This window comes from Pseudomonas sp. JDS08PS003 (genome assembly GCF_045013505.1).
Taxonomy (GTDB): domain Bacteria; phylum Pseudomonadota; class Gammaproteobacteria; order Pseudomonadales; family Pseudomonadaceae; genus Aquipseudomonas; species Aquipseudomonas protegens_B.
Window position 1 is genome coordinate 3,350,957 of record NZ_CP120724.1, and the last position, 17,033, is coordinate 3,367,989.

The 17,033-nt window shown below is 62.5% G+C and carries 7 protein-coding genes and 1 pseudogene (1 of these 8 cut by a window edge); 6 read left to right on the plus strand and 2 right to left on the minus strand.

Annotated elements, in window-relative coordinates:
* The 4 genes in view from P7C00_RS15210 to P7C00_RS15225 are tightly spaced (at most 57 nt apart) and all read left to right on the plus strand, a layout consistent with a single transcriptional unit that may run on beyond the window.
* Positions 1–10,016 carry the 3' portion of a beta-ketoacyl synthase N-terminal-like domain-containing protein gene (locus P7C00_RS15210; RefSeq protein WP_404939741.1) on the plus strand. It extends 1,474 nt beyond the left edge of the window, so only the last 10,016 of its 11,490 coding nucleotides appear in the window; its start codon lies off the left edge, out of view; its stop codon occupies positions 10,014–10,016.
* Positions 10,017–10,069: 53 nt separating this feature from the next.
* Entirely contained in the window at positions 10,070–11,485 is a 1,416-nt protein-coding gene (locus P7C00_RS15215) for a cytochrome P450 (protein ID WP_404939743.1), read from the plus strand.
* Between the two features lie 57 nt (positions 11,486–11,542).
* Positions 11,543–12,298, plus strand: a complete 756-nt coding sequence (locus P7C00_RS15220) for a metallophosphoesterase (RefSeq protein WP_346632830.1) — start codon at positions 11,543–11,545, stop codon at positions 12,296–12,298.
* The gene (locus P7C00_RS15225; RefSeq protein ID WP_346632831.1) at positions 12,295–13,104 is read left to right on the plus strand and encodes a 4'-phosphopantetheinyl transferase superfamily protein; all 810 of its coding nucleotides are present in this window, start codon (positions 12,295–12,297) and stop codon (positions 13,102–13,104) included. Before P7C00_RS15220 ends, P7C00_RS15225 begins: the two co-directional genes overlap by 4 nt.
* A 204-nt stretch (positions 13,105–13,308) precedes the next feature.
* Here the strand turns inward: P7C00_RS15225 and P7C00_RS15230 are convergent, their stop codons facing one another.
* Positions 13,309–13,968 carry an HD domain-containing protein gene (locus P7C00_RS15230; RefSeq protein WP_346632832.1) on the minus strand — a complete coding sequence of 220 codons (660 nt, stop codon included), beginning with the start codon at positions 13,966–13,968 and terminating at the stop codon, positions 13,309–13,311.
* A gap of 147 nt (positions 13,969–14,115) precedes the next feature.
* On the opposite strand from P7C00_RS15230, the gene P7C00_RS15235 reads away from it, so the two are divergent.
* Both P7C00_RS15235 and P7C00_RS15240 read left to right on the plus strand, forming a co-directional pair.
* A complete protein-coding gene (locus P7C00_RS15235; protein WP_404939745.1) occupies positions 14,116–14,904 on the plus strand; it encodes an APH(3') family aminoglycoside O-phosphotransferase in 789 nt (262 codons plus the stop codon).
* 68 nt (positions 14,905–14,972) lie between these two features.
* Positions 14,973–15,288: pseudogene (locus P7C00_RS15240) on the plus strand (transposase); the annotation flags it as partial.
* Between the two features lie 103 nt (positions 15,289–15,391).
* On the opposite strand, the gene P7C00_RS15245 reads toward P7C00_RS15240, so the two are convergent.
* Complete coding sequence (locus tag P7C00_RS15245; RefSeq protein WP_404939747.1) at positions 15,392–17,005, minus strand: carbohydrate porin; 1,614 nt, start codon at positions 17,003–17,005, stop codon at positions 15,392–15,394.
* Positions 17,006–17,033: the final 28 nt, after the last annotated feature.

Below are 17,033 nucleotides of genomic sequence, written 5' to 3' on the forward strand. Positions count from 1 at the left end.
CGTGCTGTGTGGGGCAGTTGCGCCTCAAGGAGCGCTTTGCAGCCCAGCCTCAAGCGCTGGACAGCCTGTTGGCCGGCTTGACGCGGCTGTCCGCTGCGGACATCGGCCAGTCCTACCGGCGTATTGCGCAGTTCAGCGTGGGGCCGCTGTTGCAGAACATCCAGGAGGCTTACACCGACGGTGACCGACTGCTGGTGAGCAAGGTCAGCCTTGATCCTGCCCAGGCCAAGGGCGGTCACCTGCAATACGGGTTCGATCCGCTGTTGCTCAATGGCTGTTTTTTCTTCCGCGATCCGGACTTCGGCCAGCCTCAGTCGCGCATGTACGTGCCGCTGCTGATCGAACGGATCGTCCAGGCCAGGCCTTTGCCGTCCACGGTCTATCTGGTCAATCGCCTGCGTACGGCCAAGGCCGGGTATGCCGCGTTCGACGTCGATGTGCTGTCGCTTGAGGGCGAACACCTGGCCAGCGTCATCAATGCTTCGGTCAGGGAAGTGAGCGAGCCGGCGCGCTTGAGCAATGCTGATTTCTCCGCCCCGGTGGCCGCTACCACGCCCACGCCGGCGACCGATGAGATCGCCATTATCGGCCTGGCCGGACGCTATCCGGGGGCCGACAACCTGGAGCAGTTCTGGCACAACCTGAGTCAGGGCGTGGACAGCATCACCACGATTCCCGCCGCGCGCTGGGATCATGACCTGTACTTCGACGCGGACAAGGATCGCCCCGGCAAGACCTATGGCCGTTGGGGCGGTTTTCTCGACAACATTGATCAGTTCGACCCGTTCTACTTCGCCATCACCCCCCGCGAAGCGGGTTTCCTCGACCCTCAGGAACGCTTGTTCCTGCAATGCGCCGCGCATGCCCTGGAAGACGCCGGCTACACCCGCCAGAGCCTGCCCCGGGAGGTGGGGGTCTATGTGGGGGTGATGTATCAGGAATATCAGCTGTACGGTGCGCAGCAGACGGTACTGGGCAATCCGATGGCCTTGGGCGCCAGCGCCGCGAGCATCGCCAACCGGGTGTCCTATGTGTGCAATTTCACCGGGCCGAGCATGGCCGTCGATACCATGTGCTCGTCGTCGCTGACCGCCTTGTATCTGGCCTGCCGCGCGCTGGAGCGGGGCGATTGCAGCAGTGCCCTGGTGGGGGGCGTGAACCTGTCGCTGCACCCCAATAAATACTTGATGCTGGGCCAGGGGCGCTTCGTGTCCAGCGAAGGCCGCTGCCAGGCCTTCGGTGACGGCGGGGATGGTTATGTGCCGGGTGAGGGGGTCGGCGCCATGCTGCTCAAGCCCCGTGCCCAGGCCGAGGCCGATGGCGATCATATCTATGGGGTGATCAGGGCTTGTGAGATCAACCATGGTGGCAAGTCCGCCGGCTATTCGGTGCCGGGGGTCAAGGCCCAGGCGCAGGTCATCGCCCGCACCTACGCACGGGCCGCTATCGACCCGCGGCATATCGGCTACCTGGAGGCCCACGGCACAGGCACCGCGTTGGGCGACCCGATTGAAATCGCCGCCCTCAGCGCGGCGTTCCGGCCTCACACCGAGGACCGGCAGTTCTGCGCCATCGGTTCGGTGAAATCCAATATCGGCCACTGCGAAAGCGCTGCCGGGATTGCCGGGATCACCAAGGTGCTGTTGCAGATCAAGCATCGGCAAAGGGTGCCGTCGCTGCACAGCACGACCCTCAACCCACGGATCGACTTTGCCGCATCGCCCTTTGTGGTCCAGCAGCAATTGGCCGATTGGCCGGCGATGCACCTCAACGGAGTGGCCTTGCCGCGCCTGGCCGGTCTGTCTTCATTCGGTGCCGGCGGCTCCAATGCCCATGTGGTGTTGCAGGAGTATCTTCAGGCCGAGGACCTGGGCGAGGTTGCGCCACAGTCGTTTTTGATTCCGCTGTCCGCCGCCAGCCTGCCGCAGCTGCAGCGCCTGGCCCAGGCGTTGCGCGTCCGGGTCGCCGGCTTGCTGGAGCAGGTGACCGCCGCGGACGTCGGTCAACGCCGGTTGGCGGACATCGCCTTCACCCTGCAGACCGGACGCGAGGTCCATCAGCATCGCCTTGGCCTGCGGGTGGATTCCCTGGCCCAGCTGGCGGAGAAACTCCAGACTTTTCTGGAGCACGAGCTGCTCGATGCACCGGCGTTGGCACGTTTGCGCGAGCATCAGGTGTACCTGGGTGTGCGGCCATCGGCAGGCGAAGCAGCGCAGGGCCAATTGGCCGAGGCTGATGTCCAGCTGTTGGTGAATGCCTGGCTCGATCAGCAACGCCTGGATGAAGTGCTGCGGTTCTGGTCCCAGGGCGCCGCATTGGACTGGCGCGCTCTGCAGCGACCCGCCGGCAAGCACCAGTATCGGCCACGGCGCATCAGCCTGCCGGGCTATCCCTTTGCCCAGGAGCGCTACTGGTTCGAGGACCGGGCGCAGCCAAGCGCGGAGGTTTTACCGGCCCATGTCCAGGCACCTGAATCGGCTCCGGCAGTCTCGGCCACGGCCCCGGTAATTGACGAAAGCACAATGTTCGAGCGCCTGGCGCAGGCGCTGTTTGAAATCACCGGCATCAGCCCCGCACGCCTCGATCCCCATGGGGATTTTGAAAGCCTGGGCCTGGATTCGGTGATGATCATGAAGCTCAACCAGCGGGTCAGCGCCTGGACCGGCGAAACCGACGCTACCTTGTTCTACAAGTACAAAACCTTGCACGAACTGGCCGGTTATCTGCAGACACGCCCAAGCCTGATCTTGCCGACGCCGACGCCGACGCCGACGCAGGTCCGGGCCGAGGCGCTCGAACCGGGCGGCGCCAGCGCGCCTGTGGGCCGGGCCGAGGGCACGCTGGCGAGCGACGACCACAGCATCGCGATCATCGGCATGAGTGGCCGTTATCCGCAGTCCGAGACCCTGGAAGCCTTCTGGCAGAACCTGCGGGACGGCGTCGATTGCGTGACGGAAATTCCCCTGGAGCGGTTTGACTACCGCTCGATCTTTACCCCGGGGGTAAAAGGCCGTGCGGATTCGATCTACTGCAAGTGGGGCGGCTTCCTGGGAGACGTCAGCCAATTTGACGCGCCATTTTTTAATGTCTCGGCAGCGGACGCCGCGTTCATGGACCCCCAGGAGCGGCTGTTCCTGGAAATGGCCTGGACCTGCCTGGAAAGCGCCGGCTACCTGTCACCGCGCTGGCAGGCCACGCCCCGGGACTTCGGGGTGTTCGCCGGGGTCAGCGTCAACAACTACCAGCTGGTGGGGGCCGATGCGCTCAAGGGCCGCGCGCCCTTTTACCCGGCGGGGTCACAAACCTTTTCCGTGGCCAACCGGGTGTCGTTCTTCTTCAACCTCACCGGTCCCAGTCTGACCGTGGACACGGCCTGTTCTTCATCGCTGTACGCCTTGCACCTGGCCTGTGAAAGCCTGCGCAACGGCGAAACCCGTGCGGCGTTGGCCGGCGGGGTGAACCTGACCTTGCACCCCAGCAAATACCTGACGTTGTGCGCCTCAGGCTTCGCCGCCAGCGATGGCCGCTGCCGGGCATTCGCCGCGGGCGGTGACGGTTATGTGCCCAGTGAAGGGGTGGGCGTGGTGCTGCTCAAGCGCTACGCCGATGCGGTGAAGGATGGCGACCGGGTACTGGCGCTGATCAAGGGCACCGGGGTCAGCCACGACGGCAAGACTCAGGGTTTTACCGTGCCCAACCCGGTCAGCCAGACCTTGGCGATCAATGCGGCGCTGGCCCGCGCCGGCGTGCCCAGAGACACCATCAACTACATCGAGGCCCATGGCACCGGTACGGCCTTGGGTGATCCCATCGAGATCCAGGGGCTGATCGATGCCTATGTGAGCGGCAGCGATGCGCCGGTCTCGCGGGCCCTGGGATCGGTCAAGGCGTCCATCGGCCATGGCGAGGCCAGTGCCGGGATCGCTCAACTGACCAAGACCGTCCTGCAATTGCAGCACGCCACCCTGGCGCCGAGCCTGTTGCATGGTCCGCTCAACAGCGATATTCCCTTCGCCAAGGCCGGGTTCCATATCCCCGACCGGGCGATGCCGTGGCCGGTGATCGAGCGTGAGGGCAAGGCCGTACCGCGGCGTGCAGCGATCAGTTCCTTTGGCGCCGGCGGGGTCAATGTCCATCTGATCCTGGAGCAGGCGCCCGAGGTTGACAGCCCGCCAGCCACCCCGGACAGCCCGTGCGTGCTGGTCCTCAGTGCCCAGGCGACGTCGCCGCTGAAAGAGCAGGCTCGACGCTTGCTGGCATTTCTCGACAACCCGGCCAATGACCGGCATGCCTTGAGCGATATTGCCTTCACCCTCGCTCATCATCGGGCGGCGTTGCGTTTTCGGTTGGCCGTGCGGGTCAGCGATCGCCAGGACGCCCGCGGGCGTCTGCGGGCCTGGCTGGAGGCCGATGGCGCCGCGCTGCCGGGTGTGCATCAGGCCGATAGCCTGGACCGGGCCGCCAGTGTGGCGCTGACTTGCACCACCGATCTGGATGACCAGGCCCGGGCCTGGGTGACCGGCGCACCGATGCCCGGGTTGGGGATCATCGCCAGCGGGCGTTGCGTGCCGCTGCCGGTGTATCCGTTCCAGACCAAGCGCCACTGGATCGCCGACCAACTGGCGGGGCTGGACGCGCCTGCGCTCCAGGCCGCAAGCGTTGCGCCTGCGGGCAACCTCGACCACTGGTTGATGCAGACGCGCTGGGTCGAGGCGCCGGTCAACCCTGAATCCAAGGCCCCGCGCCAGCTGCTGGTGCTCGGCGAGGATCAGGCGGCGCTGCGGCTGTGGTCGTCACGGCCGGGTGTCACCACCGCGGCGGATGTGTTCGATGAGCGCCGCATGGCGCAACTGCTCCAGGACAGCCAGGCCGATACGGTGGTGCTGCTGCAGCCGTATTCGGCGCTCTCGGGCTTGTCGGGGGCCGCCCTGGATCAACGCTTCACCCAGCAGGCCGGGGTCCTGACACAAAGGGTGCAGGCGCTGGTCAGCCTGGCCGCGAGCCACAAGGGCCTGAAGCTGGTGCTGCTGAACATCACCCATGACGGTCAGACTGATGGGGTTCAGGAAAGTCTGGCGAAGTACTTTAGTTTCCTGCGCTACGAAATCCCGGAAATCGGCAGCCTGGTGCTGGACACCGACAGTCTGGAGGGCGCCCGCCTGGAGCAGATCAGCCAACACTTGCATTGCCGGCAGGCACAGGTGCGGGTGCGCTTGCAGGGGGGCCATTGCTTGACCCCGACCTTGCAACCGCTGGCCATTGCCCGGGCTCCGGAATCGGTCCCGGCGCTGCAGCTGTCGGGCAGCATGATCGTCACCGGCGGTTTTGGCGGGATCGGCCTGACGCTGCTGCGCTGGCTGGTGAGCAAGGGCGTGAAATCGCTGATTGTCATCGGTCGCAAACCCTTGTCGGCGCCGTTGCAACACCCCAGCCTGAACCAAGGCACCACCGTACAGGGGCTGATCGACAGCTGGGCACGGGAGCAGGGCGTGCGGCTGCACTACCTGCAAGCGGACCTGAGCGACGAGGGCGCCTTGGCCGGGCAATTGGACGGACTGCGGCCGATCCTCGGCGGGCCGATCACCGGTGTGTTCCATCTGGCGGGCGTGACCACCGAGGCCGTGGCCATCCAGGCAACCTCGGCGACCCTGTTGGCCGACGTGGTCCGGCCGAAACTGTTGGGCGCGCACCTGCTGGAGCGGCTCACTCAGGGTGATCCGTTGCGCTTTTTCTGCCTGTTCTCGTCGATCTCGGCGGTGGAAGGGATGCAAGGCAACGGGCTCAGTGCCTACAGTGCCGCCAACGCCGGCCTGGTGGCTCTGGCCGCCGAGCGGCGGCAGCGGCGGTTGCCGGCGCAGCTGATCCAGTGGACCGACTGGGATGGCGCCGGCATGGCCGTGGCGCACAATCACCGGGCCTTTTTCAACGCTCTGGGCATGCACATGCTGACCCCCGAGCAAGGGGTGGCATTGTTGGAACGCATCCTCGCCACTGGCATCGACGAATGCATTGTGTTCGATGCCGATTGGCAGCGTTTCGCCGCGATCAACCCGGCCATACAGACCGCACCGGTGTTTGCCCATTACCGCGAGCGCCTGCAGCAGTCGTCTGCGCTGCAGCCGGCGCCGGGTCAGGCCGCAACGAGCCAGGCCACAACGGGCGAACCCCTGGACATTACCGCGTTGCTGCGCGACGACCTGCAACGACTGCTGGGCCTGGAGGACATCCATCCGGACCAGACATTCGCCGAAATCGGCCTGGATTCGGTCAACTCGTTGGCGTTCTTTTCAACCTTGTCCCAGCGCCTGGCTTATCAGGTGCTGCCGTCGGCGATCTTCCGTTACCCGACCATTCGTGGCCTGGCGGACTACATCGCTGCCCACCGTGAGCAAGGCCCGCTGAGCGACAACCCCACTCCGGCTGCGCTGCCTGGCCCGCAGTCGTCCATGACCCCCCGGGTCGCAGACAACGCCGCCATCGCGATTGTCGGCATGTCCGGGCAGTTCCCCAAGGCGCCCGACTTGCCACGGTTCTGGGAGCAGTTGTGCGCAGGCTTTGACGGCGTCGATCACTACCCTGGGGCCCGACGCGACCTGTTGGGGCTCAATGACAGCTTCAGCGATCAGGACTTGCAGGGCATCCATGGCGGTTACCTGGACGACATCGAGCTGTTCGATCCGGGGCTGTTCAATATCTCGCCTCGGGAAGCGCGCTTCATGGACCCCCAGCAGCGGCTGCTGCTGCTCAATGCCCATCGGGCCATCGAGGATGCGGGGATCAAGGACCATCCGGGCTTTGCCCGCACCGGGGTGTTCGTTGCGCAATACGCCAGCGAGTACATGCAGTTTGCCAATGACTACGACAAGGACAATGCGCTGTTTATCGCCACCGGCAACGCGGGCTCCATCGCCGCCAACCGGCTGTCCTACCACTACGGTTTCCGTGGCCCCAGCCTGGTGCTGGACACCGCGTGTTCCTCGACCCTGGTGGCCATCGACATTGCCTGCCAGTACCTGCGCAGCGGGCAGATCGACTTTGCCCTGGTGGGCGGTATCAGCCTCAACCTGAGCCCGGCCCTGACCCGTCTGTTGCAGGATTCGGGCATGTTGTCGCCCACTGGCCGTTGCCAGACATTCGATGCCAAGGCCGACGGCTATGTCCCGGGCGAGGGTGTGGGCATGATCGTCCTGCAGCGCGAGGCCGATGCGCGTCAGCACCAGAAGCAGCACCCCGATGCGCGTCTGTACGCCCTGATTGCCGGTTCCGCGGTCAACCAGGATGGCAAGAGCAATGGCATGACCGCGCCCAACGGCCTGGCGCAGGAAGAAGTGATCCGCCAGGCCTTTGAGCGTGCTGGCCTGGCGCCGTCCCAGGCGGGATACGTCGAAACCCATGGCACCGGGACCTATCTGGGCGACCCGGTGGAAATCGAAGCCCTGGGCAATGTGCTCAATGAAGGGCGCGGCGCCGGGGAGGGATGCATTCTCGGTTGCCTGAAAACCAATATCGGCCACCTGGAGCCCGCCGCCGGCATTGCCAGCGTGATCAAGGCCGCGTTGTGCCTGTACCTGGGCAAAGTCCCCGGCAACAAGCACCTGGCGACCCTCAATCCGTTACTGGCGCCGACCCGGCCGGCGTTTCGCCTGCCGGACCACCCGCTGGACTGGGAGGGGCCGGGCCGAGTGGCCGGGGTCAGTTCCTTCGGCTTTGGCGGGGTCAACGCCCACGTTGTGCTCACCGGTGTCGACACCCCCGGGCTGCCGCCCGTGCCCGCCGGTGAACGCGAGCGCTTGTTCCTCGCCCAGTACCCACGACCCAAACTGGCCCTCAAAGCCTATTGGGCCCGGCGTCCGCTGAGCGCTGTCACGCCTGTGGCGCCCGTCGTGGCGCAGACCCAGAGTGGATTCCTCAGCGTGGCGTACCTGGGGCAGGGCAGTGCCACCCGTGAGGCAGTGTTCACCTTGCCTGCGGACACCCCAGGCTTGCTGGACACCGGCAATTTTCATGTCGGTTTCTATCTGGAGGCCATTTACCAGGTGTTCCGCGAGCGCTTCGGGCGCAGCAACCTGCATGTCAGCCGTTTCGACTTCCAGTCGCCGTTGCTGATCTCCCACAACCTGACCACCCAGGTGCGGATGAGCATCGAGCCACTGGCATCCGAGCAATATCGCTTGCAGTTCGATTACCGGGCTGTGGCTGCGCAACCGGCTGAGTGGATGCAGACGGCGCAAGCCTGGGTGGATTTCGCCTCGCTGGCCCAAGCCGACACCGCTGTGCAGGCCCGTCTGGCGGCGGTGTTGCAGACTCCGGGCAACCCGTCGCGGACCCTGGACGAGACGGCGTTTTACGCCCGCTACACGCAAATGGGCTTTCCCGCCGCGGGCTTCGTGCGGGCCATCGACGAATGCCGGCTGCACGAGCGTTTCAGTCTTTCGACCCTGACCGCGCAAGTCGAGCCCGAGCGCTATGCCTTCGGCGCTCACCCAGGGGTCATTGACGCGGCCTTGCAGCCTTCGATTCTGTTGGCCGATGGCGATCAGAACCTGCCGTACATGACCACCCGGATGGAGGATATCTACCTCAATGGGCCATGGCGCCGGGATGAGGTCTACCGCTTGGTCAATCTTCTCCACGCGCCGACCGCGGACGCGGCGGGCGGTGGCGTGCGTCGTTTCCAGACTGCGTGGGCGGTGCTCAATAGCCGTGGGGACAGCCTGATCACGTGCCGCAGCGCCAGTTTGCAGCAGTTGGCGGTGAGCAATCGGGAACTGTCCGACGCCGCACAGACACGTTTGGCAGAGGAAGGCGGGCTGTCCAGTGATGGCTTGTTGTTCATCATTGCCGACCTGCTGGACTGCACCCCCGAGGAGATCGACCAGGACAAGGCGCTGCTGGAACTGGGCATGGATTCGCTGATGCTGATCAAGCTGCAAAAACGCCTGGATCATCAGCAGATTGCCATCAGCGGCCTGTTCAAGATGACCCTGCAGCAATTGCTGGATCAGGTGCGGCCGGGCACACCCAAGAGCCCCGAGGCCAGCCCTGCGCAGCCCGTGGTGGACAGCGCCTATCCACCCTTTACCCAGTTCAAGCCCTGGTCGCGGGACAAGAGCCGCTGGTTGCGCGGGCAGGAGCGGCCGCAGAGCCGGATTCGCTTGTACTGCTTCCCCTACGCGCATCTGTCCAGCACGGTGTTCAAGGAGTGGCAGGCGTTGCTGCCCGACTGCGTGGAAGTGCGCCCGATTGAGCTGCCCAACCGTGGCGACCGCCTGCGGGAAAGGCCGCTGCAGGATATGTGGACCCTGGCGGCGACCCTGACCGAGGTGCTGGGCGATGAGTTGGACCAGCCCTTTGCCCTGTACGGCCACAGTGCCGGGGCGTTGATGGCGTATGTGTGGTGCCAGCACCTGCGGGCGGTCGGCAAGCCAATGCCTCGGCATCTGTTCGCGGCGGCCTATTCCGCGCCGGGTCAGGAGGTCAATCCGGTGATCCGCGACATGCTCACGGTGTATCGCCAGCACGGCCTGGAGCGGATGCCGTCGCTGGACGATATCTGCCAGCCCGGTGCCGAGCCGTTGATTGGCCAGTTGATCGATGCCCTGGAGTCCTCGATGAAACAGGCCGGGCTGTTCAATTTCAGCCGCGAGCTGATCCATGCGCAATTGCCCTCGCTGGTGGCGACGTTCGAGATGGTCGACCGCTTCCAGCCAGGCGCACCTTCGCCCTTGGCGTTGCCGATTTCCGGCTTGCATGGCTTGGGGGACATTCAGGTGCCGGAGGCCGATGTGCGTGGCTGGCAGCACCTGGGCAACGCAGGATTCACCTTCAAGGCGTTCGAGGGCAACCACTTGTTTATCGAGCCGGGACAGAGCGTCGAGCAGGTTACGGCCTATGTCGGTCAGGTCCTGCAAGACATTGTGCTGAATGATCTTGAGTGCCCGCGTGCTCCTGAAACCGATCTTGCGTCCCTGGGCATGGCCGCTGCGATGTACGGCAGCGGAGAGGCTGGGGCCTGAGGGGCCCCGTCTTGGCTTTATGTGTTGATCAACTCATTACAAGGTAAATGGATATGAAAACGCTCAAGGATCTACCCCAACGCCGCGGCCTGCCCTTGCTGGGCAACCTGCACCAGTTGGATAAAACCGCGTTGCACCTGTCACTGGAGCAGTGGTCGCGGGACTTTGATCACCAGCCGTTCCGCCTGCAGTTGGCCCATATGCACTTCGTGGTGTTCAGCAAGCCCGAGCAGGTTCGCCATATTCTCAAGCACCGACCTTCGCAGTTCCGGCGCATGAAAGAGATGGCCAGGTTGTTCGATGAAGTGGGTTTCAGCAGCCTGTTCACCGATGAAGGGGAGGCCTGGAAACGCCAGCGGCGGCTGATCATGCCGGCGTTTTCCAAGCGCAGCCTGGTGGCGTTCACCCCACAGATCGCCAGTACCGCGCTCAAGTTGCGCGATCGCCTGCGCACCCGTTCGGGGCAAGCGCTGGATCTGCGCGACGACCTGCGGCGCTTTTCGGTGGATGTCAGTTGCCTGCTGGTGTTCGGCTTCGACCTCAAGAGCCTGGATAACGACGACAGCCAGTCGCTGCAAACCTTCCATGACGTGGTCAACACCATCAATAGACGCATGCAGACGGTGGTGCCTTACTGGCGCGTGCTCAAGCTGCCGTCGGACCATCGCTTCGACCGTTCCATGCATGAGCTCAAGAGCATGGTGATTGGAATCGCCCGGGACACTCAGGAGCGCATGCGGCGCCAGGAGGACATGGGTGCCCATTGCGTCCTGCACAGCATGCTCGAAGCCGTGGACAGCGAAGACAGCGCGCTCACCGATGATGAGCTGTTCGCCAACATGATGATCCTGATTCTGGGCAGTGAGGGCACCACCGCGGCGATGCTCAGCTGGTTGTGCTTTTTCCTGGGCCAGGACCCGGACTTGCAGGACCGGCTGCGCCGCGAAGTCGCGCGCCTGGACCTGCATCAGCTTGACTATCATGCGCTGGCCGACTTGCCGCTGACCGAGGCGGTGATCGAGGAAACCTTCAGGATCAAGTCCACGGTGCCCGCACTGTTGGTGGAGACTCTGGAAGACACGGTCATCGACGATATCCAGCTGGAGAAGGGCACCCGGATCTTTGCCCTGACCCGTATCGACGGCCTGAAGAACCTGGAGCAGGACTCGCTGTTCAACCCTTATCGCTGGCTGGATGAACAGCACGCCTTGATCGATATGAAAGAGGCGCGGCAAAAGCAGTTTCCATTCGGTTATGGCCCACGTTCCTGTCCCGGCGCGCCGCTGGCCAACGTCGAGTTGAAAGTGGCGGTGGCGATGCTGGTCAAGTACTTCGACATGGAACTGATCGACAAGGATCAAGTGAAAGACGTGTTCACCACCTCGGCGGTTCCGGACAATCTGAAGATCCGCCTCAGCCCCCGTGTGGAGCAAGAGGTGCCTGCTGCCAGCGAAGTTGATCTTGTCTGACGCCGCGGCTTGCGCCGGCGAGTGGTTTCCAGTGCTTATGTCTACTCAGGTATCTCAATGCGGCTATTTACCGTTTCAGATCTTCATACCGACCATCCGGAGAACTGGAAATGGCTTGAACAGCTGTCTTGTGAGGATTATCTCGACGATACCTTGATTGTGGCGGGGGACGTGGCCGATGAAATAGGCCTGCTCAGGGCCAGCCTTGAGCGGTTGAGCAGGCGTTTCCGGCATGTGTGTTTCGTGCCGGGCAATCATGATCTGTGGGTGATCCGCTCGGACCTGAGCTCATCCTTCGAAAAGTACCGCACGGTCAGCCAGGCGTGCCGCGACGCGGGTGTCCACACCCAGGCCTGTCGCGTGGGCAGCACCCTGATCGTGCCGTTGCTGGGCTGGTATGACTATTCCTTCGGGCCGCTCAACGAGACGTTGCGGGCCAACTGGATGGACTTCAAGGCCTGCCACTGGGAGGGGCATGACGACGAGACGGTGAGCCGAACCTTCGATGAGCTCAACCGTTTGCCCGATACGCGTGGGGCAGGGCGCATCGTGTCGTTTTCCCATTTTCTGCCCAGGATCGACCTGATGCCCAACGGCGTGCCGGCCCAGTACCGCTACCTGTACCCGGTGCTGGGCTCGGCGCGCCTGGAGCGGCAAGTGCGCCGGCTCGGGGCCCAGACCCACATTTACGGACACAGCCACCTCAATCGCAGCGTCACCCTGGAGGGGGTGACCTACATCAACAATGCCTTTGGCTATCCATCGGAGCGACATATCGCCAACAAGGCCTTGTTGTACCTGGGGGCACTGTGAACGCGTTTGATGATCGAGGGTTGCGGCTGGGGGCGGGTGAAATTCACGTGTGCAGCACCCGTGATCAGCACATCGGCGACGAGGCCTTGCTGGCGTTGTATCGCTCCTGGTTGAGCGCCGAGGAAACCGAGCGCATGGCGCGCTTCAGGTTCGAGCGTCATCGCCATCAGTACCTGATTACCCGGGCGCTGCTGCGCTCCACCTTGTCGCGCTACGCACCCTGGGTGGCGCCGCAGCAGTGGAGGTTTGCCAACAATGCCTGGGGCAAGCCGGCGATTGTCGCACCTGCTGTGCCGATGGCCTTCAACCTGTCTCATACCGAGGGCTTGGTGGTGTTGGCGCTGACCCTGGAAAACAGCGTCGGGATCGATGTGGAGTCGAGCCAGCGGCCGGTTGATCCCGACCTGGCCGAGCGTTTTTTTTCGGCCGCCGAAGTCCGCTACCTAGCCAGCCTGTCAGCCACCGACCAGACCTCGGCCTTCCTGACCTTATGGACCTTGAAGGAGGCCTATATCAAGGCCTGTGGCCAAGGCTTGTCCATCCCGCTGGAAAGCTTTTGCTTCGACTTGGCGACACCGGGGCAGATTGGTTTTTCCTGTCAGGCACTGGCGCTGTTTCAAGCCAGACGCTGGCGTTTCTGGCAATGGGAAAGCGGGCCGTTTGTCCTGTCCCTGGGCTGCTGCCCGCCATCGCAACACCTGCCCGCGATGGCCGTCAGGGTCTACGAGGTCATACCCGGGCTAAGCCATGAACCAAGGGAGGCGGTCATGTGTCGGACGTCCGCTGATTGTTCTGCGCTGTGCTGATTAAAAAAATACTGGATGGTGGTGGTATTCGATCAAATCCTGTTGGCATCCGGGGCGAGCGGGCTGTTGAGCTTTCGCAACAGCCTATGGCGCAATGCGTCATACGAACGTCCCTTGCACAGCATCGGTTGCCGATGCTGTGGCCGTGGAGATCGTTTGCAGCAAAGTGACTAGCGTATGAAATAACCCGGATCGATCACACAGTTAACACTCTGGCGATCCAATCTCCGCCATGAATTCTTTTACAAAGTGCTCAAGGCTTTCATGCCTTTTAGCCGCAATGCGCGCGCCTTCCTGTGTCTGGAAACCGTAGGCCAGCTTGAGCAGCTTGGTGTGGAAGTGCTCGATAGCGAAGCGCTTATCCTGGTACTCCCTATCCAATGCCAGGGGGTTGGTGAAGTCGTACAAGGCCGATCCCATCCGCCCGGCAATATAGAAACACCTCGCTACCCCGACCATGCCTATGGCATCCAGCCGGTCACTGTCCTGGAGTATTTTGGCTTCGAGGGTGGTCGGTTCGAATCCTGCGGAAAAACTGTGAGTTTTTACGGCGTGAGCTACAGCCAGCACCTTTGATTCCGACCATCCCAGGCCCGCTAAAATACTGGCGGCTTTATCTGCCGAGAGCGTTGAGGCTTTGGCCCGCAGTGGTGAGTTTTTTTCGACAGCGACGCAGTCATGCAAGAGGGTGGCCGCCAAAAGCGTTTCCAGATCCCCACCTTCGATTTTCTGAATGGCTCTGGCGTTAATCCACACACGATGGATGTGGGAAAGATCGTGGGAACCATCGCCGTTGTCTTCGGGAAGATGCTGTAACAGATCCCTGGCCAGGCTTTGAAAGGGAAAAAATGGGGCATCAATCATGTTTAGTCGTCTTTGTGAGGAGAATGAAACCTGAAGGCGATTATTAGGCTCTGTACGAAAAATTTCGAAATATTATTTCATAGCGACGGCTTCCGGTTCACTGTAAACCGGTCTGCGTATTCACCTTGTATCCACCGTTCCGAGTACATGTCATTGCGGACTCCTTTCGAGTTACCCGTCGCCATTGCCCAATTTATTGGTAGTAATCAACTCGTAGCCGACGAGGTGGGCGAGTCTCCCGCCAGCGTTTACGGCTTCACCCGAGGCAATGAACGTTTTTTCCTTAAAACCTGCGCAGCGGTCTATACGCCCACGACCTACAGCGTCTTACGTGAAGCTCGCGTGCTGCAATGGCTGGATGGCCGGCTGAGTGTTCCCGAGGTTGCAGTCGTTGCCGAAAGCGATGCAGGGGAGTTCATGATCACGCGTTGTGTGCCTGGAGAACCGATACAAGCACGCTGCGACGATCAGGGCGCAATGTTGGCGCTGTTGCGCGAAGCACTGCGGCAACTGCAGGCTGTGCCGATCACTAATTGCCCGTTTGACTCAAGTGTTTCGGTGCGCCTGAATGAACTGGGGTATCTCATCGCTCGCGAACTGTGTGCTGATGATGTCGACCTGGAGCAATGGCCGAGCCTCGGCACACCCAGGAAATTGCTGGCCCACCTGCACGCCACACAACCGGTCGAGGAGAAGGCGTTCAGTCATGGCGACCTATGTGACACCAATGTTTTCGTCGACGCCCATGACCAGTTGCATTTCATCGATCTGGGGCGTGGCGGTATCGCGGATCGCTGGCTGGACATTGCGTTTGCTCATCGAAACCTGCGCGAAGATGTTTCGGACAATGCAGCAAACGACCTTCTTCGGGGGCTTGGCGAGCCCGACCAGTCTGCGAAGCGTATATTTTTCGAGCAGTTGGATGAGTTGTTCTAGGTTTTGAACGAAAATCCTTGAAACACCAAAATGGGTAAAATCGCCGCCATCAACAGCAGGAGCCCCTGATAACCAAGCGATACAAACTCAGCGATTCATTTTGGGAAATGATCGAAGATCTCATCACCCAGGATAACGGGACGTCCACGACACGATGACCGACTGATGCTCAACGGCATCTTGTGGGTGCTCTGCTCAGGTGCCGCATGGCGCGATATGCCCGAACGTTTTGGCCCTTGGTCGACGGTTTATCAGCGCTTTCGCGACTGGCGAAATCGAGGCACGTTTGACCAAATGCTCAAGCGCCTGCATATCAGGCTCAACGAGCAAGGTCTGATAGCGCCAGAGCCGCTGACGGAAGCTACGACGGCCATATTGGCTACCTTGCTCGCTGTGAAACAGGACGCCCCGTGGAGGTTATGGCTGTACGGGAAGACCCGGTTGGACGCAGACGTATTGGCGAGATTAGCTATAGGCACCCGTGCCTCTAAAACCATGTTTCCATCTGTACACCTAGTTGCCAGTCGCCACCGGACTTGAAGCCCTTCTGGCCGAAATCGTCTGTTGCACTGAAGTTGTCCAGGTCTCTGGACCAGTTCATGTAGGTGGCGAACAGGCGCAGTTCCGGGCGAATGAAGAAATCACCGGTCTGGGCCTTGAAGGTCGGGGCGAGGGTGAGTTTCCAATAATCGCCCTTGGCCGCCTGGCGGCCATCGTAGCCCCGGGCGTCGAGGTCCATGGTCTGCCAGCTCAGTTCATATTGCATCTCGAAGTTGCTGCTCAGTTCGTTGGCCAGGCGCACGTTGAATGTCATGTAGCGATAGTCGTCGCCGGGAACATAACGATCCTTGCTCTGCTCGGCGATCAAGGCCGGGGCGATGCGCCAGTCCTGATTGAGGCGCGTATGGCCATAGAACGCCAGGCGCAAGGTCCTGGCCTGGTCCAGCAAGTCGCCATCGGCACCGATGTTGTTGACCTCCGCCCCCAGGCCCTGGCCATACAGCAGCACCGCCTTGGCGTAGCCCTCATGGCCGAAGAAATCGGGCCTATGGTAGGCGAGCAGGCCATGGCCCCCACCCGTGGCGGGGCTGAAGCCGGACTTGTTCACTCGGCTCTTGCACTCGGGTTCTGCTCTGTTCCCGGAGTCCAGGTCGGCATCGTTCTGGCCTGATGAGATGCCATTGAGCATGACCTGCCAGCGGCCCTGGTCGAAGAATTGATTCAGGGTCGCGACATAGCTGCGGATATCCTTGTTTTCCTCGGTGCCGAAGTCTCCGTAGGAGCGGCTCATCACTGATGCGTTGAGGCGCCAGTCCGGGGTCAGTTGCAGGTCGTAGATGCCGCCGCCAGTACCGGCCAGGAACACGATCCCTCTGTCGAGCCAATGCAGGTCGTAATTGTCCCGATCAAAGCGCTTGCCTGCCCATAGTGTGGTATTGCGCAGCAGCGGGCTGTCCTGGAACGAGGCCAGGTGGCTCAGTTCGGTGTAGGCCTGGCGCACATTGAGCTGGCTTTGCGCCGCGGTCCAGTCATTGGGCGTCTCCAGGCCGTCGGCGAGCATCAGCAGGTACTTGGCACGTGTGCCGTTGTCGGCCTGGCTTTCCTTGGCGAACTTGGCCTCCATGTAGGTATCGACTTCATTGCCCAAACGGCCGACCGCACCCCCCACCGAGCCGGCAGGGGTCACATAGGGGCCGCCACGACCGGCGCCTGATCCATTGCTCATGATGCCGGAGCGGGCGTAGGCGCCAAAGGTGAAGCCATCGCTCAACCGTTCGCTCGCCTTGGCTGGAGGCGCGGTCGCCGGGGCCGCGCTTGCCAAGGCCTGCTGAGTGGCCTCTATCCGCGCTACGCGTTGGTCGAGGGCATTTTCTGCAGGCGCGGGCAGCCGGCCGACGACTTGCTGGTTGAGCAGTTGGACTTCCCGGCGCAACCGCGCCGCGTCGGCTTCGGCCGCTGAGGCACGCGCTTCGGCGGAGGAGGTCCGGGCTTCGAGCCTGGCCAGACGCTCCTCGATGCTTTGCGCGGGTGCGGCGAACAGTTGAGTGGACAGCACGAACAGAGAAAAGCCAGCCCAGGGCCGGCACACCGCAGAACGCATAGTTAACCCTCTTGTTTTTGTATTCGGG

What these genes read in the sequence shown, in the direction of transcription:
- P7C00_RS15245 (WP_404939747.1), bottom strand. Translation starts at nt 17,005, where the DNA reads ATGCGTTCTGCGGTGTGCCGGCCCTGGGCTGGCTTTTCTCTGTTCGTG.
- P7C00_RS15220 (WP_346632830.1), top strand. Translation starts at nt 11,543, where the DNA reads ATGCGGCTATTTACCGTTTCAGATCTTCATACCGACCATCCGGAGAAC.
- P7C00_RS15235 (WP_404939745.1), top strand. Translation starts at nt 14,116, where the DNA reads ATGTCATTGCGGACTCCTTTCGAGTTACCCGTCGCCATTGCCCAATTT.
- P7C00_RS15215 (WP_404939743.1), top strand. Translation starts at nt 10,070, where the DNA reads ATGAAAACGCTCAAGGATCTACCCCAACGCCGCGGCCTGCCCTTGCTG.
- P7C00_RS15230 (WP_346632832.1), bottom strand. Translation starts at nt 13,968, where the DNA reads ATGATTGATGCCCCATTTTTTCCCTTTCAAAGCCTGGCCAGGGATCTG.